Below are 20,379 nucleotides of genomic sequence, written 5' to 3'. Positions count from 1 at the left end.
GCTGTCCGATTCTGCGTCGCGGACAACCTATGCCCCGGACGGCGGTTCGAGAAAAGCACCGGCCTCGATCGCCGCCCGCGCCGGATCGCCGGCCCGGATCGCCGCCACCAGGCGGCCGTGGTCGACGTACCGCTCGGGCTCCAGGGTCTCGCCCATCGCCTGCGCGACGGTGCTGCGCAGCGCCGCGCCGACCGAGGCGTACAGCTCGGCGAGCATGGCGTTGTGCGCGGCGGCCACCACCGCGCTGTGCAGCGCGGCGTCGGCCTCGACGAACTCGTCCACCCGGCCGGAGCGCCAGGCGGCCTCCCGGGCCGCGAGCGCGCCGTCGAGCGCGGCCAGGTCCCCGGGGGTACGCCGCAGCGCGGCGAGCCGGGCCGCCTCCACCTCGAAGGCGCGCCGGACCTCGATGACCTCGGTCATCCGGTCGTCGGTGAGCCGGCGGGCCACCACCGGGGCCAGCTCGTCGGTGGAGACCACGTACGTCCCGGAGCCCTGCCGGCACTCCAGCACCCCGGCGTGCACCAGCGCCCGGACCGCCTCGCGGACCGTGTTGCGCCCCACGCCGAGCGCCGCGACGAGCTGCGGCTCGGTCGGGATCCGCCCGCCCACCGGCCACTCGCCGCCGAGGATGCGGGCCCGCAACTGCTCGATCGTCTGCCGCACCCGGTGCCCGCGCGGCGGCACGGCGACGGAATCGACGGTGGGTGTCACCGGTTACACCTCCTGCCGAAATTCATCCCATGATTGTAGGTTCGAGGTCATGACCCCGCCAACCGCGCGCACCGCGGCGCCCGCCGGCGCACCGACCACCGACGTGATGCCCGGCCCGGCCCCCGCCGCCGCCCCCGCGCCCCCGGCCACCCCGGCCCGCGGCGGCCTGCTGGTGCTGGTCGCGATGCTGCTCGTCGCGGTCAACCTGCGCACCGCCGTCACCAGCCTCGGCGCCCTGCTCGACGAGATCCGGGGCGGGCTGGGGCTCTCCGGCAGCACCGCCGGCCTGGTCACCACGCTGCCCACCATCGCCTTCGCCGGGCTGGGCGCGCTCACCCCGTGGCTGGTCCGCCGCTGGCCGGCCGCCCGGGTGCTGGTGCTGGCGATGCTGGCCCTCACCGCCGGCCAGGTGCTCCGGGTGGTCACCGACTCGGCCGTGGTCTTCGTGCTCACCAGCGCGCTCGCGCTGTCCGGCATCGCGGTGGCGAACATCCTGCTGCCGATGCTGGTCAAGCAGCACTTCCCGCACCGCACCGGGCTGGTCACCGGGGCGTACACGATGGCGCTGACCGTCGGCACCACGGTGGCCGCCGCCTCGGCCGTGCCGGTGGCGCACGCGTTCGGCTCCTGGCGCGCCGGGCTCGGTGTCTGGGCCGGGCTGGCCGCCCTGGCCGTACTCCCGTGGGTGCCGCTGGCGCTGCGGGACCGCCGGGCCCGGCGGGCGGCGACCCCGACGGCCGCCGTCGCCACCCCCGCCCGGATCCGGCCCGGGCGGACCCGGCTCGGCTGGGCCATGGCGACCTACTTCGGCGCGCAGTCGCTGAGCGGCTACGCGATCATGGGCTGGCTGGCCCAACTATTCCGGGACGCCGGCTACTCCGCGCAGACCGCCGGGCTGCTGCTGGCCGGGGTGACCGCGCTCGGCGTGCCGGTGGCGCTGGCCATGCCGGCCGTCGCCGGCCGGCTGCGCACCCTGCGGCCGCTGGTGCTCGGGCTGACCGCCTTCTCCACGGCCGCCTACCTGGGCCTCGCCCTCGCCCCACACGGCCCGGCGCCGTTCTGGGTGCTGCTGCTCGCCCTCGGCCAGGGCGCGTTCCCGCTGATCCTGACCACCATCGGGCTGCGCGCCCGGACCGCCGAGGGCACCGTGGCGCTCTCCGCGTTCGCGCAGAGCACCGGCTACCTGATCGCGGCGCTCGGCCCGCTGCTGGTCGGCATCCTCTACGAGGCGACCGGCGGGTGGACCGCTCCGCTCGGCTTCCTGCTGGCGGCGCTCGCCGTGCAGACGGCGGCGGGCATGGTGATCGCCCGTCCCCGACACATCGAGGACGAGCGCTGAGCGGCGACGGTCAGGAGGAGGCGGGGGTCGGGTCGCCCGCGACCGCCTGGTCCACCGTCGGGTACGTGTGCAGCACCTCGACCAGCCCGCTGACCTCGAGGATGCGGAGCACCCCGCGCTGCGGGGCGGCCAGCCGGACCACGCCGCCGACCTCGTCGCAGCTGTTCTTGGCGCGGACGAAGACCGACAGCCCGGTGGAGTCGCAGAACGAGACATCCGCCAGGTCGAAGACGAGCCGGCTGCGGCCCTTGTCCAGCAGATCCGTGATCTGGTCCTGCAACTGCGGTGCCGTCGCCATGTCCAGCTCGCCCGCGACCGACACGACGACCACGTCGTCGCGTTGTTCCGTGTGCACCGTCAGGGACATTCGTCGACCTCCTGTGTTCGGTGGAACGGTATCCCACGAAGCGAGGGATGCGCAGAACGGGAGGCAACCCGGTTGCGCTGATCATTCTTTGCCGCGTGGCAAGTAGTTCCACAGACCCCGGTGATAGAGTCCGCCCGGTTCAATGTTCAGGGAGGTCACCATGGCGATGAGCGCCGAACAGAGTGGTCGGCTCGCCCGCCTGCTGAGTGAGCACACCGACCGGCTGACCGAGCGCTGGACGGAAACCGTCGCCGCCTCGCTGCGCGGCCGGCTCAGCCAGGCCGAGCTGGGCCGACAGGTGCGGGAACTGCACCGGAGCATGATCGACGCCGGCCGGAACGGTCTCACCGACCTGGCCGACGAGCACGGCGGCGAGCTGCGCGCCGTGCTCGCCGAGCTGTCCACCAACCGGGCCCGGCAGGGTTTCAGCGCCAGCGAGACCGCGATCAGCGTGTTCGCGGTCAAGGACGCCCTGCTGGAGCTGATGGAGGAGAACAAGGCCGACGACACCCTCCGGGACTTCGTGGCCTTCTCCGCCCTGATCGACCAGATGGGCCTCTTCACCTTCGAGAGCTACGTCCGCACCCGCGAGGGCCTCATCGCCGACCAGGCGGAGCAGCTGCTGGAGCTCTCCACGCCGGTGGTGAAGCTGTGGGAGGGCGTGGTCGCCGTCCCGCTGGTCGGCACCCTCGACTCGGCCCGCGCCCAGGTGGTGATGGAGCGCCTGCTGCAGACCCTGGTCGACACCGGCTCGCCGTACGCGATCATCGACATCACCGGCGTACCGGCGGTGGACACCCAGGTCGCCCAGCACATCCTCAAGACGGTGGTGGCCGCCCGGCTGATGGGCGCCGACTGCATCATCTCCGGCATCCGGCCGCAGATCGCGCAGACCATCGTCGCCCTCGGCATCGAGTTCGGGGACATCGCGACCAAGGCGAGCCTCGCCGACGCGCTGCGCCACGTGCTGCGGCTGACCGGGGTCGAGACCACCGCGCGCCGGCCGCGCCGGGAGTCCTGATGGAGCGGGTGCCGATCCTCAAGATCGGTGACATCCTGCTGGTCTCGATCCAGGTCGACATGTCCGACCAGACGGCGATCCAGCTCCAGGAGGACCTGGCCGAGCGGATCGTCGCCACCGGCTGCCACGGCGTCATCATCGACATCACGGCGCTGGACATCGTCGACTCGTTCGTCGGCCGGATGCTCTCCACCATCGCGTCCATCTCCAAGGTGCTGGACGCCGAGACGGTCGTGGTGGGGATGCGGCCCGCCGTGGCCATCACCCTGGTCGAGCTGGGGTTGTCGCTCAACGGCATCCGGACCGCGCTGAACGTCGAGCGGGGCATGGAACTGGTCGCGGCCACCCGCGCCGACGACTGGGACGCGCTCGACGGCGACGACGAGGACGCCGAGACGACGGCCACGCCATGACCGCTGTCGACCTGGGGGTGCCGGACGTCCAGGCGATCCGCAGTGACGAGGACGTGGTCCGGGTGCGGCAGCTGGTGCGTACCACGGCGGTCGCCGCCAAGCTCTCCCTGGTCGACCAGACCAAGCTGGTCACGGCCGCGAGCGAGCTGGCCCGCAACACGCTGATCTACGGCGGTGGCGGCACCGCCGAGGTGACCTCGGTCGAGGACGGTCGCCGACGCGGGGTGCGGATCGTCTTCGCCGACGACGGGCCGGGCATCGCCGACCTCGACCAGGCGTTCACCGACGGCTTCACCACCGGCGGCGGGCTGGGCCTCGGGCTCAGCGGGGCCCGCCGGCTGGTGGACGACTTCGACATCTGGACCACCGTCGGCGAGGGCACCCGGATCACCGTCACCAAGTGGTCCCGATGACCGGCGACGTGGTCGACGACCACGGCCTCTGGTTCCGGGTGGAGAACGGCACCACGGCCAGCGCGGCCCGGCGCGCCGCCGAACGCCTCGGGCAGCAGGTGGAGCTGCCCGAGCAGCGCGTCGCCGACCTGGCCATCATCACCGCCGAACTGACCAGCAACCTGGTCAAGCACGCGCAGGAGGGCAACCTGCTGCTGCGGCCGGTACGCCGGGCCGGCCGGGCCGGCGTCGAGCTGGTGGCGGTCGACACCGGACCCGGCATGGCCGACCTCGCCCAGTCCGCCCGCGACGGGCACTCCACCACCGGCACGCTCGGCATCGGTCTGGGCGCCATCACCCGGCAGGCGAGCTGGTTCGACGGCTACTCGCTGCCCGGCCGGGGCACCGCGCTGGCCGTCCAGATCTGGTCGGGGCCGGCCCCCGGCACGGACTGGGCCGCCGCGCTGACCCGGCCGATCACCGGCGAGCAGGTCAGCGGCGACGGGTACGCGGTGCGGGTCGCCGACGGCCGGCGCCAGGTGCTGGTCTGCGACGGGCTGGGGCACGGGGCGCTGGCCGCCGCCGCCAGCGGCGCCGCGGTCGCCGCCTTCCGGTCCGCGCCCGCCGGTCCGCCGGCCGCCGTGGTGCAGCAGCTGCACCGCTCCATGTCGCACACCCGGGGCGCCGCGCTCGCCGTCGCCGAACCGGATCCCGCGTCAGGCTTGCTCCGGTACGCCGGCCTCGGCAACATCGCAGCCATGATCGTGGTGGCGGGCGAGCGGCGGCGAGGTCTCGTCTCGTTGCCCGGCATCGCCGGGCACCAGCGCCCCGTGGTGCGCGAGTACGAGTACCCGTTCCCGCCCGGCGCGACCCTGGTGATGCAGAGCGACGGCGTGGTGGACCGCTGGGACCTGGCCGACTACCCCGGCCTGGCCGGCCGCGCGCCGCTGCTGACCGCCGCCGTCCTGCTCCGCGACGCCGGAATCCGTCGGGACGACGCCTGCGTCCTGGTCGCCCGGGCGGAGCCGTGACCCGGCCGTCCGCCACCGACCCGCTGCTGCAGATGGCGCTGCGGGTGGAACACGACATCTTCCTGGTCCGCCAGCGGGGCCGGGAGGTGGCCGCCGCCGTCGGGCTGGAGCACCAGGACCAGGTACGCCTGGCCACCGCGCTGAGCGAGGTGGCCCGGGACCTGTTGCGGAGCGTCGCCGGCGCGGACGTCACCTTCGCGGTGGACCTCGACGCCCGCACCGGGCGGCAGTTGCTCCGGGTCGACCTGGCCCCGGCCCGCCCGCTGCCCGGCGGCCGGTACGAGCCACAGTCCGGTGCGGTGGCCCGGCTGGTGGACATGCTGGGCGTGACCGGTCAGGGGGGCGATACGGTCGTGAGGATGTCCCGACGTCTTCCGGCCCACGCGCCGGCGCTGACCCCGGAGCGTCTCGCCGAGCTTCGCGCCGAGCTGGCCGACAACGCTCCGGGCACCGCCCTGGACGAGTTGGCGGCGCAGAACGCCCAGCTCATCAGCGCCCTCGACGAGGTACGCAGCCAGCGCGACGAGCTGGCGGTGCTCAACGCCGAGCTGCAGGAGACCAACCACGGGGTGATGGCGCTCTACAACCAGCTCACCGAGGAGCTGGAGGAGACCAACCGGGGCGTCGTGGCGCTCTACGCCGAGCTGGACGAGAAGTCCGCGCAGCTCCGCGCGGCCAGCGAGTCGAAGAGCCGGTTCCTGGCCAACGTCAGCCACGAGCTGCGCGCCCCGGTCACCGCGATCATCGGGCTGGCCCGGCTGCTCGCCGACTCCGCGTCCGACCCGCTCACCGCCGAACAGGCCCGGCAGGTGGGGCTGATCCGGTCCTCCGCGACCGACCTGCTGACCCTCGTCAACGAGCTGCTCGACCTGGCCAAGGCCGAGTCGGGTCGGCTCGAGCCGAACTGGACCGAGGTGGACCTGCGCGGCGTCTTCGGCCAGCTCCGCGGCACGCTGCGGGCGCTGTCCAACCGGCCCGAGGTGGAGCTGGTGGTGGAGGAGCCGCCCGCACCGGCGACGGTCCGCTCGGACGAGGTGCTGCTCGCCCAGGTGCTGCGCAACCTGCTGCACAACGGGTTGAAGTTCACCGAGCGGGGCGAGGTGCGGCTGCGGGCCGAGCGGCAGGACGACCACTGGTCGTTGTCGGTCAGCGACACCGGCGTGGGCGTCCCCCCGGAGCTGCACGAACGGATCTTCGAGGAGTTCTACCAGGTGCCGGGCACCACCCGGGTCGGTGGCACCGGGCTCGGCCTGCCGTACGCGCGACGGCTGGTCACGCTGCTGGGCGGGACGCTGGAGCTGACCAGCGCACCGGGTCGGGGCAGCGTCTTCACGGTCGTCCTTCCCTCGGGCGGAGCGTGACGGTGGACGGCGGGCCGGCGACCGTGCTGGTGGTCGACGACAGTCGGCCCAAGCGGTACCTGCTGGTGAGCTGGCTGACCCGGGCCGGCTTCGCGACCATCGAGGCGGAGAACGGCGCCGAGGCGCTGGACCGGGTGGAGAAGGACCGGATCGACCTGGTGGTGCTCGACGTACGGCTGCCCGACGTGAGCGGGTTCGAGGTCTGCGAGCGGATCAAGGAGGCCCATCCGGCGATCCCGGTCATCCACGTCTCGGCGCACGCGGTCGACGTGGTGGACCGGGCCCAGGGGCTGACCCGGGGCGCGGACGCCTACCTGGCCGAGCCGATCGAGCCGGAGGAACTGGTCGCCACCGCGCACGCGGTGCTCCGCTACTACCAGGCCCGGCAACGCGCCGAGCAGCTCGCCGAGCGGCTGGCCGCGCTGGCCGACGCCACCCTGGAGATGCACGCCGCGTCGAACTTCGCCCGGCTGCTGGAGGTCGCGGCGGCCGGCGCCGCCCGGATCTTCCGCAGCCCGGCGGCGGTGATCGCGGAGACCTTCGACGGCGACTGCCTGGCCGGGGTGGCCGCCGGACCGGACGCCCCGGCGGGCGTGGTGCCGTGGGTGGTCGACGACACCGGAGTGCCGATCGGCACCACGGTCCGGGTCGACGAGCCGGGCAACTGGGGGCTGGTCGACTGGCCGGCCGACGACACGGTCACCGTGGGCGCCGCCCGGCTGCGCGAGGACCGCGCCCCGCTCTACGTGGTGGTGCCGACCGCCACCCAGACCGTGCGTACTCCCGTGCTGGTGCAGCTCGCCCAGGCCACCGCCTCGGCGGTGGAGGCGCAGCGCTCCTTCGACGAGGAGCACCGGATCGCGGTGACCCTCCAGCGCAGCCTGCTGCCCCAACGGCTGCCCGAGATCGCCGGCCTCGACCTGGCCGTGCGCTACGAGCCGGCGAGCGCCCGGACCGAGGTGGGCGGCGACTTCTACGAGCTGGTGATGCTGGACGGGCATCTGCTGATGGCGGTCGGTGACGTGGCGGGCCACTCCCTGCACGCCGCCACCGTGATGGCCGAGCTGCGGCACGCGGTGCGGGCGTACGCGGTGGAGGGGCACCAGCCGGGGGTGATCCTGGACCGGGTCAACGAGCTGATGCGTACCCTGCTCCCCAACGAGCAGGCCACCCTCTGCCTGCTGCTGCTGCACCCGGGCAGCGGGCTGGTCCGACTGGCCAGCGCCGGGCACCTGCCGGCCCTGATCAGCCGGGCCGGGCGGGTGGAGTTCGTGCAGCACAGCGCCCCGCTGCTCGGGGTGCGCGCGCCCCGCCCGCCGGACCTGGAGTTCGTCCTGCCGGCCGGCTCCACGCTGGTGCTCTACACCGACGGGTTGATCGAGCGCCGGGACGCCACCATCGACGACGGGCTGGCCGCGTTGGCCGTGGTCGCCGGCCGGGTCGACGACGACCTGGACCGGTTCTGCGAGCGGCTGCTGGTGGAGCTGGCCCCGACGGAGATCCACGACGACGTCGCGGTGGTCGCGGTCCGCCGCCGCTGACCGACCGGTCCCGCACGACACTGACCGCCGCAGTGGCGGCACGGTGTCGCGGCTCTACGTGGCCGGGCTCGCGGCCGCCGGACCGGCCGCGGTGGCCGCCGGCCGCTCACCTGGCGCGCGACGCGGCCAGCGAGCGGGCGTACGCGGCCGGGGAGACGCTGGCCACCGCGGTGAACTCGCGGACCAGGTGGGCCTGGTCGGCGTACCCCAGGTCGGCGGCGACCCGCGCCCAGTCCAGCGGGCCGGCGGCGGCCTGCTCGATCGCCTCCTGGAGGCGGTACCGCCGGATCACCCACTTCGGACCGACCCCGACGTGGTCGAGGAAGATCCGCTGGAGCCGCCGGGTGGAGAGGTCGTGCCGGCGGGCGAAGTCGGCCACCCGCAGGACGCTCCGGTCGCGGCGGATCTCCTCGACCAGCGCGGTGGCCTCGGCGGCGACCGGGTCCGGTGCCGGTTGCCCGGCGGTGAGCAGGTCGTCGAGCCGCCGGCAGCGCTGGTCGTCGGTGCCGGGGCAGATCGGCGTGGTGGCGAACAGCCCGGGCGCCGGGCCGCCGGCCAGCGGGCGGCGCTGCCCGGTCAGCTCGGCCACCGGCCGGCGCCAGAAGGGGCGGAAGCCGCCCGGGCGGAACTGCACCCCGGTGACCCGGCCGACCCCGCGCACGGTGATGGTGAACAGACCGAGGTCCACCCCGGCGAGCTCACCGGTCTCGACGCCGTCACCGCCGGCCTGGAAGACCAGGTTGACCGCCGGGTGCGGCACCAACCGCTGCTCGAACGGCTCGGTCACGTCCCAGTCGATGAGCCAGTAGTGCTCGACGTACGGGCGCAGCGCCGGGGCCGGCAGCCGGCGGCGGAAGTGGACCCGCCGCCGCAGCCGGTCGGGGTCGAGGATGCCCCGGCTGTCGCGCCGCGGTTCGTGTCGCATTTCTTCAAGACCGCCTTCATATGCTGGTCCCTATGACCACGAAGACTAGCGAGCTGCTGGCCGTCGCCGCGCCGCGGACGGTGGCGGTGGTCCGCGGCATCTCGGACGACCAACTGGACCTGCCCACCCCGTGCCCCGACTATTCGGTCCGGGACCTGCTCGGCCACCTCTTCGACGTGGTGGTCAACTTCCAGGTGCTGGCCCGGCGCGGCGAGGTGGACTGGTCCGCCAAGACCGACCACCTGACCGACGGCTGGCGGGACCGGTTCGCCGCCGAGGCCGACCGCCTCGTCGAGGCCTGGTCGGATCCGGCCACGCTGGAGGGCGTCTCGCCGGGGCTGGGGCTGCCGCAGGAGACCGTCGGCGACATGGCGTTGATCGATCTCACCGTGCACGGTTGGGACCTGGCCCGGGCCACCGGGCAGCCGGTCGCCGTCGACCCGGAGGTGCTGGCGGCGGGGCACGGCTTCATGGACCGGATGGGGGACACCGGCCGGCAGATGGGCGCGTTCGGGGCGCCCGTACCGACCCTGCCGGAGGCCACCGACCTGGACCGCCTGCTCGGCCGGACCGGCCGCGACCCCGCCTGGAACCGCTGACCCGCGCCGGCCCCGTCCGGGCACCGGCGCCGCACGGCCCGCGTGACACGCGTCCCGCCCCGGGCGCTGTTGGTCCGGGAGGCCACCACCTCCCGGACCGGCCGCCCCGGCCGGCGTGACGCGGACCAGCGGGAGTGCGGCACCATGCAGAATCAGCCCGGCAGCGCGCCGCCGGTGTTCGTCGACCGGACCGGGCGCCGCCGCCGGCTCACCCTGATCGCCGGCACGTTGACGGGTCTCGGCCTGCTCACCAGCCTCGGCCTGATCCTGGCCGGGCTCTTCTTCGACTCCTCGGTGCCGATCCCCGGCTGGTCGGAGACGAAGGTGCGACCGCCCGTCGAGGCCGGCGTCGACGCGCCCGACGATCCCGCCACGCGGCCCGGCCCGACCCCCCGGCCGACGCCGGCGGCCCGCACCACGTCCGCCGCACCGGGCCCGAGCCGGCCGGCCGCCACCCGGGCCACCGTCCCGACCGCACCGGGGCCGACGAGCAGCAACCGTGGCCGGGGCGACGAGCGGCGTAACACCGCCAAGCCGAGCAGGACTCCGGGCAAGCCCTGACGATGGCGAGACACGTCGCGCGGCGCGACCCCCGGGCCCACTGGATCCTCCTGCTGCTGGGCCTGATCGTCCTGCTCGCCGCGCTCAGCTTCAACGGCCTGGTCAGCCACGTCGGCGGCGGTTCCGGCCCGTCCACCGCGCCCGCGGCCCCGGCGCCCCCGCAGCTCACCACCGGCGGCCCGGTGCTCCGGCTGGACGGGCCGACCCCGGTCGCCCGGCGGCTGCCCGCGCGGACCCTGGCACTGACCTTCGACGACGGGCCGGATCCCCGGTGGACCCCGCAGATCCTCGACGTGCTGCGCCGGCACCACGCCCACGCGACGTTCTTCGTGGTCGGCGCCCGGGTCGACGAGCATCCCGAACTGGTCCGCCGGATCCTGGCGGAGGGGCACGAGATCGGCTCGCACACCTTCACCCACGCGGATCTCGGCGGCCTGCCGGCCTGGCGAGCCCGGACCGAGCTGTCCTGGACCCGCAACGCGGTCGCCGCGGCGACCGGGCGTGAGGTGACCCTGCTCCGGCTCCCGTTCTCGTCGACCACGAACTCGCTCAGCCAGCCCCAGTACCAGGCGCTGCGGGACGCCGCCGGCAGCGGTCACCTCGGGGTCCTCGCCGACCGGGACACCCGCGACTGGCAGCGCCCCGGCGCGTCGGCCATCGTCCAAGCCGCCATCCCGCCCGGCGGTGGCGGGGCCGTGGTGCTCATGCACGACGGCGGCGGCGACCGCAGCCAGACCGTGGCCGCCCTGGACCAGTTGCTGCCCCGGCTGTCCCGCTCCGGCTACCGGTTCACCACCGTGTCGGCGGGGATCGGCGAGCCCGGGTCGACGGTGCCGGCCGGCCTCGGGTCCCGGTTGAGCGGGACCGCGCTGCGCTGGGCGCAGGCCGGGGCCGGCGGGCTGGCTTCGGCGATGAACCTGCTGCTCGGGGTGGCGCTCGTGCTCGGCGTGGCGCGGCTCGCCGTCCAGGTGGTCTGCGCCCGGCGGCACGTCCGGCGGGTCCGCCGGCCCCGCCGCGGGCCCGAGGTCACCGCGCCGGTCTCGGTGATCGTGCCGGCGTACAACGAGGCGGCGAACATCGCGGCCACCGTGCGGTCCCTGGTCGCCAGCGCGTACCCGGCGCTGGAGGTGGTGGTGGTCGACGACGGGTCCACCGACGGCACCGCCGACATCGTCGAGCGGCTGGGACTGCGCGGGGTACGGGTCATCCGGCAGGCCAACGCGGGCAAGCCGGCCGCGTTGAACACCGGCATCCGGGCCGCCCGCGCCAACCTGCTGGTGCTCGTCGACGGGGACACCGTCTTCCAGCCGGACACCGTGTACCGGCTGGTCCAGGGCTTCGCCGACCCGGCGGTGGGTGCGATCAGCGGCAACACCAAGGTGGCCAACCGACGCCGGCTGCTCGGGCGCTGGCAGCACCTGGAGTACGTGATCGGCTTCAACCTCGACCGCCGGATGTACGACGTGCTGGAGTGCATGCCCACCATTCCCGGCGCGATCGGCGCGTTCCGCCGCGAGGTGCTGCTCGCCGTCGGGGGCGTACCGGCCGACACCCTGGCCGAGGACACCGACCTGACCATGCAGGTGCTCCGGGCCGGCTGGCGGGTGAGCTACGAGGAACGCGCGATCGCCTGGACCGAGGTGCCCGCGTCGCTGCGCCAGCTCTGGCGGCAGCGCTACCGCTGGTGCTACGGCACGCTGCAGGCGATGTGGAAGCACCGGCACGCGCTGCGCGAGTCGGGCGCCGGCGGGAAGCTGGGCCGGCGCGGCCTGCCGTACCTGACCGTCTTCCAGCTCGTGCTGCCGCTGACCGCGCCGGCGGTGGACGTCTTCGCCCTCTACGGGCTGCTCTTCCTGCCCTGGTCCACGCTGGTGGTGGCCTGGCTGGGGCTGCTCCTGCTCCAGGCCGGCACCGCCGGGTACGCGCTGCGGCTGGACCGGGAGCGGTTCGGTCCGCTCTGGGCCCTGCCGCTGCAGCAGCTCGTCTACCGCCAGGTGATGTACCTGGTGGTGGTGCAGTCGGTGGTGACGGCGGTGATCGGCAACCGGCTGCGCTGGCAGCGGATGGTCCGCACCGGCGAGGCGGCGGCGCTCGCCGGGGTGCGCCCCGGTGCCCCGGTCAACGCCGCTGGTCGAGGCGGACGCCCGTACTGACCCGGGTCCCGGTCAGCGGGCGCCGAGGAGCCCGGCGGACCAGGAGACAACCAGGCCGATCACGGCCGAGCAGCAGCAGACCAGCAGAGCGGCCGCCACCACCGCGACGATCACCCAGGCCGGCCCGCGCCGGGCCGCCGCCGGCGGGCGTACGTCCTGCTGGTCCTCGCTCATCGGGGGCAGTCTAGGTGCCGGTCCGGCGCGGGCCTGCTGCCGGCGCGGACCGGGCGCGGGGTTCCCGTCGGTGGCCGGCGCGGCCGGGCCGGTCGCCGGGCGACGGCAGTCCGGGCGCCGAGGCAGGATGGGGCGATGGAGCTGGTGTCGATCGCCGACGTCCGGGCCGCCGCCGCCGACATCGCGGGCACGGTGGTGCGCACCCCGCTGTTGCCGGCGCTCTGGGACGACGGGCTGTGGCTCAAGCCGGAGAGCCTGCAACCGGTGGGGTCGTTCAAGCTGCGCGGGGCGGCGCACGCGGTAGCCCGGCTGGACCCCGCCACCCGGGCCCGGGGCGTGGTGACGCACTCCTCCGGCAACCACGGCCAGGCGCTGGCGTACGCGGCCCGCCGGGCCGGCGTGCCGTGCACCGTGGTGGTGCCGGAGGGGGCGCCACGGGTCAAGGTGGCGCGGATCCGGGCGCTCGGCGCGGACGTGCGGCTGGTCCCGCCGGCCCACCGGGTCGACGAGGCGGAACGGATCGCCGCGGGCAGCGGTGCCGCGCTGGTGCCGCCCTTCGACCATCCGCGGATCATCGCCGGGCAGGGCACCATCGGGCTGGAGATCGTCGCCGACCTGCCCGACGTGGCGGTGGTGCTGGTGCCGGTGGGCGGCGGCGGGCTCTCCTCGGGGGTGGCCACCGCGATCAAGGCGCTGCGGCCGGCCGCCGCGGTCGTCGGGGTGGAGCCGCTGCTCGCCGCCGACGCCCGGGACTCCCTGTCCACCGGTGAGCTGGTGGTCTGGGAGGTCGAGCAGACCTACCGGACCTGCGCGGACGGGCTGCGCACCAACCTGTCCGAGCTGACCCTCGCCCACCTGCGGGAGCGGCTGGACGGCATCGTCACGGTGACCGAGGACGAGATCCGCGCCGCGACCGGCCGGCTGGTCCGGGACGCGCGACTGGTGGCCGAGCCGAGCGGCGCCGTGGCGCTGGCGGCGCGGCTGTTCCACCGGGACGAGTTGCCGCCGGGACCGACCGTGGCCGTGGTCACCGGCGGCAACGTCGATCCGGCCGTGCTGGCCGGGGTGCTCGGCTCCGGCGGCTAGGCGCGGCCTCCGCTGGGCACACCGCGGTGGCTCGCGCCGCGCCGGGCCTCGCCCCGGGTCAGGCGCGGCCGACCCGGTCGAGGATCCAGGCGTTCACGAACGCCTCCTCCCGCCAGGCGTCGTAGCGGCCGCTGGGACCGCCGTGCCCGGCGCCCATCTCGGTCTTCAGCAGGTAGTCGCCGTCCGGGGCCACGCTGCGCAGCCGGGCGATCCACTTGGCCGGCTCGTGGTAGAGCACCCGGGTGTCGTTCAGGCTGGTCACCGCGAGGATGGCCGGGTACCGGACCGGCGCCACATTCTCGTACGGGCTGTACGACTTCATGTACGCGTACACCTCGGGGTCGTCGAGCGGGTTGCCCCACTCCTCCCACTCGGTGACGGTGAGCGGCAGCGACGGGTCGAGGATCGAGGTGAGCGGGTCCACGAAGGGCACCTGCGCGACGATCCCGGTGAAGGCGTCCGGCGCCAGGTTGGCGACCGCCCCCATCAGCAGGCCGCCGGCCGAGGCGCCCCGGGCGACCAGCCGGTCGGCGCCGGTCCAGCCGGCCTTGACCAGGTGCCGGGCACAGGCCACGAAGTCGGTGAAGGTGTTCTTCTTGGTCAGCAGCTTGCCCTCGTCGTACCAGCGCCGGCCCAGTTCGCCGCCGCCGCGGATGTGCGCCACGGCGAAGACCACGCCCCGGTCCAGCAGGCTGAGCCGGGCGATGGAGAACCACGGATCCATGCTGGCCTCGTACGACCCGTAGCCGTAGAGGACGGCGGGGGCGGAGCCGTCGCGCGGGGTGTCCTTGCGGCAGACCAGCGAGATGGGTACGCGGGTGCCGTCGTCGGCGACCGCCCAGTCCCGGTGCTGCTCGTAGTCGGCCGGGTCGTACGCCCGCCCGTCCGGCCCGGGCCGGACCGGCTTCTGCTTGCGCAGCACCAGCTGCCGGGTCACCAGGTCGTAGTCGTAGACCGAGTCCGGGGTGACCAGGGAGGTGTAGCGCAGCCGCACCTCGCTGGTGCGGTACTCCGGGTTGGCGTCCAGCCCGACGCTGTAGAGCGGCTCGGGAAAGCCGATGTCGTACGGGTCGGCGCCGCCCACCGGCAGCACCCGCAGCCCGGTCAGCCCGTTGCTGCGCAGCGAGACGACCAGGTGGTTCTCGAACGCGTCGACGGCCTCCAGCCGGGTGCCCGGGGTGTGCGGGATCAGCGGGGTCCAGTCGCCCGGCACGTCGGCCGAGGTGAACGCCAGCGCGAAGTCCTCGGCGCCGTCGTTGTGCAGGATCAGGAACCGGTGGCCGTGGTGCTCGACGGCGTACTCGACGCCCTGCCGGCGGGGGGCCACGACGGCCGGCTCGCCGGTGGGGTTGCCGGCCGGGATCACCCGTACCTCGCTGGTGATCTTGCTGTGGATGTCGATGACGACGAACCGCTCGGAGCGGGTCAGCTCGACGCCCACCCAGAACCGCTCGTCGTCCTCCTGGTGGACCACCACGTCCTCGCTCGACGGGGTGCCCACGGCGTGCCGCCAGACCCGGTCGGGCCGCCACGCGTCGTCCACGGTGACGTAGAACAGCGTGGAGGCGTCGGTGGACCAGGCGGTGCCGTAGAAGGTGTCCGGGATCTCGTCGGACAGCACCTCGCCCGTGCTCAGATCCTTGATCCGCAGGGTGAACCGCTCGTCGCCGCTGTGGTCGGTCGAGTACGCCAGCCACCGCCCGTCGGGGCTGACGTCGAAGGCGCCGAGCGCGAAGAAGTCGTGCCCCGCGGCGAGCTGGTTGCCGTCGAGCAGCACCTCCTCGCCGTCCAGGGGCGCGCCGTCGGCGCTGACCGGCGGGACCTGCTCGCCGGCCCGGACCGCGCGGCGGCAGTGCACGCCGTACTGCTGGCCCTCCACAGTGCGGGTGTAGTACCAGTACCCGTCCTTGCGGGTGGGCACGGACAGGTCGGTCTCCTGGGTCCGCCGCCGGGTCTCCTCGAACAGCTGCCCGCGCAGCCGCTCGAGGTGCGCGGTACGCGCCTCGGTGTACGCGTTCTCCGCGGTGAGATAGGCGATCGTCGCCGGGTCGTCCTTGGCGGTCAGCCAGGCGTACTCGTCGACGACGGTGTCGCCGTGGTGGGTGCGCCCGCTGGGCACGCGCTTGGCGACGGGTGCGGGCGACGGCTCGGAGGTCTCGGTGGTCACGGCGTCACGTTACCGGCCGGCCGGACCGGAACCGGGCGCCCGATCCGAAGTGCTTGCGCGACGTGTTCCGGACGGCTCCGGTGGCCGTGTCCCGGCGGCCGGCGGGCGTCGCCCCACGGGCCGTCGCGAGCGGCGTCGGCAATCCGCTACCGGCGCTTTCGAACATGTGTACGATAACCGCCATGGCGGCTGCAACGAGTTCCACCGATCGACCCGGAGCCCTCGAGATAACCCGACGACTGGCGGAGATCTGTGGCCCGCCGTTCGCCCGCTTCGCCGGCGCGGCGGACGAGGTGGCCGGCCGGACGGCCCGCTGGGTGGCGGTGCCGGGTGGCCCGCACGCCGCCGCCGAGGTGCTGCGGCTGGCCGCGGCGCACGGCCTGACCGTGGTGCCCCGGGGCGCCGGCACCAAGATCGATTGGGGTGCCGCGCCCGGCCAGGTCGACATCATGCTCGACACCGGCCGGCTCGCCGGGGTCTGGCACCAGCCGCAGGGCTCGGCGCTGGCCGAGGTGGGTGCCGGGACCCCGCTGCGGGCGGTGCAGGCGGCTCTGGAGCGCACCGGTCGCCGGTTGCCCGTCGACGCGCCCTCACCCGGGGCGACCCTGGGTGGGGTGCTCGCCGCCGACGAGGCGGGCCCGCTCCGGCACCGGCACGGGACCCCGTGCGCCCAGCTCGTCGGCGTGCGCTACCTGGACGCCGAGGGGGAGCTGGTCAGCCTGGGTGAGGCGGGCACCGAGCTGCTGGGCCGGGCGGCGCCGTCCGGCGGCGGTCCGGCGCACCCCGCCGCGACGCACCCCGGCGGAACGTGTCGCGGCGGCACGTCCTTCGGCACGGCGCACCCCGGCGCGACGGGTGTCGGCGGGACGCACGCCGGCGGGACGGATCCCGGCCCGGCGCACCCGGGCGCGGCCGCCCTCTTCGGTGCTGGCGACCTGCCGGGGCTGGACGTGGCGCGGCTGCTCTGCGGGTCGCAGGGCGGGCTCGGCGTGCTGATCTCGGCGACCCTGCGGGTCCAGGCGGTGCCGGCCAGCCGGATCTGGGTGTCCCGCCCGGTCTGGACGCCGCTCGAGGTGCACGACCTGGTCCGCGCGGTGCTCGGCGCCGGGCTGGATCCGGCCGCCGTCGAGGTGGACCTGCCCGTACCGGTGCCGCTGCCGCGCCGGCGGGTCAGCCCGTTCCATCCGTCCGTGGTCGGGCGCCCCGACCACCCGGCGCTGACCGGCCGGTCGGGCCGGCCGGCCGCGGCGGGCAGCCTCGTGGTGCTCCTGGAGGGCGGTCCGGCGCACGTCGCGGAGCGCGCCGACCGGCTGGTCGAGGTGCTCGGCGACGAGGCGGTGGCCAGCCACTCGGCGCCCGAGTGGTGGGGGCGGTACCCGTTCGCCCCCGGTGACACCGCGCTGCGCATCGAGGTGCCCATCAACGACCTGCACGCGGCCGTCTACGCGTTGCGGGACGCGGCCGGCGGCCCGGTGCCCGTCCGGGGTTCCGCCGGGGTCGGCACGGTGCACGCCGCGCTGCCCGGTTCGCTGCCGCCGGAGCGGGTGGCCTCGATCCTCTCCGCCGTCCGCGAGGTCCTGCTGGCCCGCCAGGGCCGGTGCGTGGTGGTCGCCGCGCCCGGGCCGGTGCGCCGCACGGTGGACCTGTGGGGCGAGGTGCCCACCCTGTCCCGCCTCCGCGCCGCCAAGGCCCACCTGGACCCCGACCACCGCCTGGCCCCCGGCCGCCTCCCCGGCGGCATCTGACCCACCCCGGCAGGGACGACGGCTACAGGGCGTCGTTGCGGAGGGCGAGGATGGCGATGTCGTCGCGGGGTGGTTCGACCGAGAAGCCGATCGCGGTGGCGCGCAGCCGGGCGGCGATCACGTCGGCGGAGTAGCCGGCCAACGGGGCGGCCGACTCGCGCAGCCGGTCGACGCCGAAGAGCTCCCGGCCGCGCCGGCGCTCGGTGACCCCGTCGGTGTAGAAGACCAGCGCGTCGCCCGGCCCGAGGGGAATCTCCGCGGTCGGGGTGGCGATCGTGTCGAGCAGGCCGAGCGCGGTGCCGCCGGTGCCGACGAAGGCGGCCCCGCCCGCCGAGCGCAGCAGCACCGGCCGGTCGTGGCCGGCGAGGTGCAGCGACACGTCGAGCCGCCGGCCCTCGCCGGGCCCGACCGCGGCCAGGGCGAGGGTGCAGTACCGGCCGCCGCCCCGCTCGACCAGCGTCTCGTTGAGCCGGCTCAGCACCTCCGGCAGCGGCTTGCCGTCCCCGACCAGCACCCGGATCACGTCCCGGACCAGGCCGGTCACCGCGGCCGCCTGCACACCCTTGCCCGACACGTCGCCGATCACCACCAGCCAGCGGCCGTCGGGCAGCGGCACCACGTCGTAGAAGTCGCCGCCGACGTCGGCGTCGTCGCCGGTCGGCACGTACTCGGCGGCGAAGCCGATGCCCTCGACCACCGGCAGCACCGGCGGCAGCAGCGACTGCTGGAGGGTCTGCGCGACCCGGCGCCGCTCGGCGTGGATGCGGGCGTTCTCGATGGCGAGCGCCGCCCGCCGGGCCACGTCCTCCAGCACCGAGACCTCGTCCGCGTCGTGCCGGTGCCGCTGGTGACGGCCGACCGCCAGGGTGCCGAGCCGCTGCCCACGGGCGATCAGGGGTACGGCGAACCCCTCCATCGGCCCGCTCAGCGGCACCTGCGCCGCGCTGCGGGACGCCTCCCGCAGCCGGGCCTGGACCGAGTCCGGGCCGGTCTCCCGGAGCACCCGGTGCAGCTGCGGCAGCATCGCCTCGTCGGCGTGACTGGCGGCGGCGAGGCGTAGCCGGCCCCACTCGTCGGTGGTGTGCACGGCGCACCACTGGCCCAGCCGGGGCACCACGAGCTGCGGGATGAGCGCCATCGTCAGCTCGACGTCCAGGGACTGGGCGAGCAGTTCGCTCGCCTCGGCGAGGAAGGTCAGCCAGGCCGAGCGGCGGATGTCCGCCCGGCGCAGCCGGTCGTTCTCCAGGTGCAGCGAGAGCCGTTCGGCGGCCAGCACGGCCAGCGGTCGGGCGTACGCCGACGGTGCCGCGTCCAGCTCCAGCTCACCGGCGTACGGGCGGTGCACGGCGAGCGGCACCCGGAGCAGGTCGCCGTCCTCCCGGGGCGGCCGGCCGTACCGGGCGAGCACCTGGTCGCCCTGCCCGTCGCCGCGGTCCAGCCGGACCACGCCACCGGCCGCGCCGACCATCTCGGCCAGCCGGGCCAGCAGGTCGGCGGCGAACTCGGGCAGCGGGTCGTTGGCGTACGGATCGGGGTTGATCTGCATCAGCTCGCTCATCGCGGCGGCGCTCGGGACGCTCCCCTCGACGCCGTCGGCGGCGGTGACCGGTGTCCGGGTCTGCGCGGCGGCCGGCCGGGCGGACGCCGTGCCGGGCCGGTCGAGCCGGAACCAGACCCCCTTGCCGGTGGGCAGGTAGGTGGTGCCCCACCGGCTGGCGAAGTGGTCGACCAGCAGCAGCCCGCGACCGCGCTCGGCCACCTCGTCGATCTCGGAGCTGTCGTTGCGGACGCCGACGATCAGTTCCTCCACCGGGCCGGAGGCGAAGTCGGTGACGGTCACGGTCAGTCCGGTCCGGTCCGCGGTGACCTCGATGTCCAGTTCGGTGCGGGCGTGCTCGACCGCGTTGGTGGTGAGTTCGGTGGTGAGCAGCAGCGCCTCGTTGAGCAGCTGGGCCAGGTCCACCTCGGCGAGCACCGACCGGACCAGCGCCCGGGCCGCGGCGGGCGTACGCCGGTCCGCGGGAAGCCGGACCCGCCGGACGTGCTCGTCCGAGCCGCCGTTGGCTGCCGGCCCCGTCTCCGCTGACACCTCCGTATCCTCCACCGACCCCGCCCCGGGTGCCAAGAGCGGTCACCCCGGTCGCCCACCCGGGGGGCGGCGGCGCGCCCGCGCGGCCGGATTCGCGCTGGCCGTGGCCTCGACGCCGGCGCAGGCAGAATGGTGGGATGGCGTGTCGGCACGATCCGGTCGGCCCCGAGCTGAGCGAGGAATGATGACGACGGCGAAACAGGCGGTTGCCACGGACGACCACGAGGTGCTCCTGGGCGAGCTGGTGGAGGCGCTGCGACGGGTGCGTCGCGGCGACCTCCGGGTGCGCCTGCCCCGGCGGTCCGGCCTGGGTGGTGAGGTGGCCGACGCCTTCAACGACGTGGTGTCGTTGCAGGAGCGGCAGCACCTGGACCTGCGTCGGATCTCGCGGATCGTCGGTCGGGACGGCCGGCTCACCGAACGCCTCGACGACGAAGGGCTGGACGGCTCCTGGGCGGAGGGCCAGCGGGCGGTCAACTCGCTGATCGACGACCTGGGCCGCCCCACCACGGAGATCGCCCGGGTCATCGTGGCGGTGGCCGACGGCGACCTCTCCCAGCACATGGCGCTGGAGATCGACGGTCGCCCGCTGCGCGGTGAGTACCTGCGCATCGGCCGCACGGTGAACACGATGGTGGACCAGCTCTCGTCCTTCTCGAACGAGGTGACCCGGGTGGCCCGGGAGGTGGGCACCGAGGGCAAGC

The 20,379-nt window shown here is 74.9% G+C and carries 19 protein-coding genes; 13 read left to right on the top strand and 6 right to left on the bottom strand.

All coding sequences use genetic code 11. From position 1 onward, the window contains the following. Positions 1-27: 27 nt before the first annotated feature. On the bottom strand, positions 28-711 hold the full coding sequence (locus LQ51_RS29210) for a FadR/GntR family transcriptional regulator (protein ID WP_046571281.1): 684 nt from the start codon (positions 709-711) through the stop codon (positions 28-30). 106 nt (positions 712-817) lie between these two features. Between LQ51_RS29210 and LQ51_RS29205 the strand changes: the two genes are divergently transcribed. Then, positions 818-2,050, top strand: a complete 1,233-nt coding sequence (locus LQ51_RS29205) for an MFS transporter (RefSeq protein WP_156313280.1) — start codon at positions 818-820, stop codon at positions 2,048-2,050. A gap of 10 nt (positions 2,051-2,060) precedes the next feature. Here LQ51_RS29205 and LQ51_RS29200 read toward each other — a convergent pair whose 3' ends face one another. Continuing rightward, the gene (locus LQ51_RS29200; protein WP_046571277.1) at positions 2,061-2,417 is read right to left on the bottom strand and encodes an STAS domain-containing protein; all 357 of its coding nucleotides are present in this window, start codon (positions 2,415-2,417) and stop codon (positions 2,061-2,063) included. 160 nt (positions 2,418-2,577) lie between these two features. Between LQ51_RS29200 and LQ51_RS29195 the strand changes: the two genes are divergently transcribed. From LQ51_RS29195 to LQ51_RS29170, 6 genes are read left to right on the top strand one after another with little or no spacing between them, the layout of a single operon-like run. Beyond that, complete coding sequence (locus LQ51_RS29195) at positions 2,578-3,438, top strand: STAS domain-containing protein (protein WP_046571366.1); 861 nt, start codon at positions 2,578-2,580, stop codon at positions 3,436-3,438. After that, positions 3,438-3,851 (top strand): STAS domain-containing protein, encoded by a 414-nt coding sequence (locus LQ51_RS29190; RefSeq protein WP_046571275.1) that lies wholly within the window; start codon positions 3,438-3,440, stop codon positions 3,849-3,851. Before LQ51_RS29195 ends, LQ51_RS29190 begins: the two co-directional genes overlap by 1 nt. Next, positions 3,848-4,264, top strand: a complete 417-nt coding sequence (locus LQ51_RS29185; protein WP_046571272.1) for an ATP-binding protein — start codon at positions 3,848-3,850, stop codon at positions 4,262-4,264. The genes LQ51_RS29190 and LQ51_RS29185 overlap by 4 nt, the downstream gene beginning before the upstream one ends. Beyond that, a complete protein-coding gene (locus LQ51_RS29180) occupies positions 4,261-5,274 on the top strand; it encodes a SpoIIE family protein phosphatase (protein ID WP_046571365.1) in 1,014 nt (337 codons plus the stop codon). Before LQ51_RS29185 ends, LQ51_RS29180 begins: the two co-directional genes overlap by 4 nt. A gap of 32 nt (positions 5,275-5,306) precedes the next feature. Continuing rightward, the gene (locus LQ51_RS29175) at positions 5,307-6,635 is read left to right on the top strand and encodes an ATP-binding protein (RefSeq protein WP_046571364.1); all 1,329 of its coding nucleotides are present in this window, start codon (positions 5,307-5,309) and stop codon (positions 6,633-6,635) included. Positions 6,636-6,637: 2 nt separating this feature from the next. After that, positions 6,638-8,176, top strand: coding sequence for a SpoIIE family protein phosphatase (locus tag LQ51_RS29170; RefSeq protein WP_046571363.1), 1,539 nt, complete (start codon positions 6,638-6,640; stop codon positions 8,174-8,176). 106 nt (positions 8,177-8,282) lie between these two features. On the opposite strand, the gene LQ51_RS29165 is transcribed toward LQ51_RS29170, so the two are convergent. Beyond that, positions 8,283-9,101 carry a helix-turn-helix domain-containing protein gene (locus tag LQ51_RS29165; RefSeq protein ID WP_046571271.1) on the bottom strand — a complete coding sequence of 273 codons (819 nt, stop codon included), beginning with the start codon at positions 9,099-9,101 and terminating at the stop codon, positions 8,283-8,285. Between the two features lie 32 nt (positions 9,102-9,133). On the opposite strand from LQ51_RS29165, the gene LQ51_RS29160 reads away from it, so the two are divergent. Genes LQ51_RS29160 through LQ51_RS29150 form a run of 3 tightly spaced genes read left to right on the top strand, consistent with a single transcriptional unit; the run spans position 9,134 to position 12,414 of the window. Then, complete coding sequence (locus LQ51_RS29160) at positions 9,134-9,700, top strand: TIGR03086 family metal-binding protein (protein WP_046571270.1); 567 nt, start codon at positions 9,134-9,136, stop codon at positions 9,698-9,700. 42 nt (positions 9,701-9,742) lie between these two features. Beyond that, positions 9,743-10,261, top strand: coding sequence for a hypothetical protein (locus LQ51_RS29155; RefSeq protein WP_046571267.1), 519 nt, complete (start codon positions 9,743-9,745; stop codon positions 10,259-10,261). Between the two features lie 2 nt (positions 10,262-10,263). Continuing rightward, entirely contained in the window at positions 10,264-12,414 is a 2,151-nt protein-coding gene (locus LQ51_RS29150) for a bifunctional polysaccharide deacetylase/glycosyltransferase family 2 protein (protein WP_046571264.1), read from the top strand. A 12-nt stretch (positions 12,415-12,426) separates the two neighbouring features. On the opposite strand, the gene LQ51_RS33100 is transcribed toward LQ51_RS29150, so the two are convergent. Then, on the bottom strand, positions 12,427-12,588 hold the full coding sequence (locus LQ51_RS33100) for a hypothetical protein (RefSeq protein ID WP_156313275.1): 162 nt from the start codon (positions 12,586-12,588) through the stop codon (positions 12,427-12,429). A gap of 135 nt (positions 12,589-12,723) precedes the next feature. Here LQ51_RS33100 and LQ51_RS29145 point away from each other — a divergent pair, with 135 nt between their 5' ends. Then, a complete protein-coding gene (locus LQ51_RS29145) occupies positions 12,724-13,674 on the top strand; it encodes a threonine ammonia-lyase (protein WP_046571263.1) in 951 nt (316 codons plus the stop codon). Positions 13,675-13,732: 58 nt separating this feature from the next. On the opposite strand, the gene LQ51_RS29140 is transcribed toward LQ51_RS29145, so the two are convergent. After that, positions 13,733-15,841 (bottom strand): S9 family peptidase, encoded by a 2,109-nt coding sequence (locus tag LQ51_RS29140; protein WP_046571262.1) that lies wholly within the window; start codon positions 15,839-15,841, stop codon positions 13,733-13,735. Between the two features lie 182 nt (positions 15,842-16,023). On the opposite strand from LQ51_RS29140, the gene LQ51_RS31565 reads away from it, so the two are divergent. After that, the gene (locus tag LQ51_RS31565) at positions 16,024-17,586 is read left to right on the top strand and encodes an FAD-binding oxidoreductase (RefSeq protein ID WP_231605926.1); all 1,563 of its coding nucleotides are present in this window, start codon (positions 16,024-16,026) and stop codon (positions 17,584-17,586) included. Between the two features lie 22 nt (positions 17,587-17,608). Here LQ51_RS31565 and LQ51_RS29130 read toward each other — a convergent pair whose 3' ends face one another. Then, positions 17,609-19,675, bottom strand: a complete 2,067-nt coding sequence (locus LQ51_RS29130; protein WP_046571260.1) for a SpoIIE family protein phosphatase — start codon at positions 19,673-19,675, stop codon at positions 17,609-17,611. Positions 19,676-19,859: 184 nt separating this feature from the next. Here LQ51_RS29130 and LQ51_RS34185 point away from each other — a divergent pair. Beyond that, positions 19,860-20,379, top strand: a 520-nt coding sequence (locus LQ51_RS34185; RefSeq protein WP_231605925.1) for a HAMP domain-containing protein, incomplete at its 3' end; no start/stop codon positions are given.

Origin of the sequence: Micromonospora sp. HK10, from assembly GCF_000982955.1 — a bacterium.
In the GTDB taxonomy this organism is placed as follows: domain Bacteria; phylum Actinomycetota; class Actinomycetes; order Mycobacteriales; family Micromonosporaceae; genus Micromonospora.
The sequence above is the reverse complement of the archived record's forward strand: the minus strand, read 5'-3'. Positions and strand labels throughout refer to the sequence as shown.

Coding starts and splice junctions, on each gene's coding strand:
- LQ51_RS29205 (WP_156313280.1), top strand. CDS start 818: ATGCCCGGCCCGGCCCCCGCCGCCGCCCCCGCGCCCCCGGCCACCCCG.
- LQ51_RS29200 (WP_046571277.1), bottom strand. CDS start 2,417: ATGTCCCTGACGGTGCACACGGAACAACGCGACGACGTGGTCGTCGTG.
- LQ51_RS29195 (WP_046571366.1), top strand. CDS start 2,578: ATGGCGATGAGCGCCGAACAGAGTGGTCGGCTCGCCCGCCTGCTGAGT.
- LQ51_RS29190 (WP_046571275.1), top strand. CDS start 3,438: ATGGAGCGGGTGCCGATCCTCAAGATCGGTGACATCCTGCTGGTCTCG.
- LQ51_RS29185 (WP_046571272.1), top strand. CDS start 3,848: ATGACCGCTGTCGACCTGGGGGTGCCGGACGTCCAGGCGATCCGCAGT.
- LQ51_RS29180 (WP_046571365.1), top strand. CDS start 4,261: ATGACCGGCGACGTGGTCGACGACCACGGCCTCTGGTTCCGGGTGGAG.
- LQ51_RS29175 (WP_046571364.1), top strand. CDS start 5,307: ATGGCGCTGCGGGTGGAACACGACATCTTCCTGGTCCGCCAGCGGGGC.
- LQ51_RS29165 (WP_046571271.1), bottom strand. CDS start 9,101: ATGCGACACGAACCGCGGCGCGACAGCCGGGGCATCCTCGACCCCGAC.
- LQ51_RS29160 (WP_046571270.1), top strand. CDS start 9,134: ATGACCACGAAGACTAGCGAGCTGCTGGCCGTCGCCGCGCCGCGGACG.
- LQ51_RS29150 (WP_046571264.1), top strand. CDS start 10,264: ATGGCGAGACACGTCGCGCGGCGCGACCCCCGGGCCCACTGGATCCTC.
- LQ51_RS33100 (WP_156313275.1), bottom strand. CDS start 12,588: ATGAGCGAGGACCAGCAGGACGTACGCCCGCCGGCGGCGGCCCGGCGC.
- LQ51_RS29145 (WP_046571263.1), top strand. CDS start 12,724: ATGGAGCTGGTGTCGATCGCCGACGTCCGGGCCGCCGCCGCCGACATC.
- LQ51_RS31565 (WP_231605926.1), top strand. CDS start 16,024: ATGGCGGCTGCAACGAGTTCCACCGATCGACCCGGAGCCCTCGAGATA.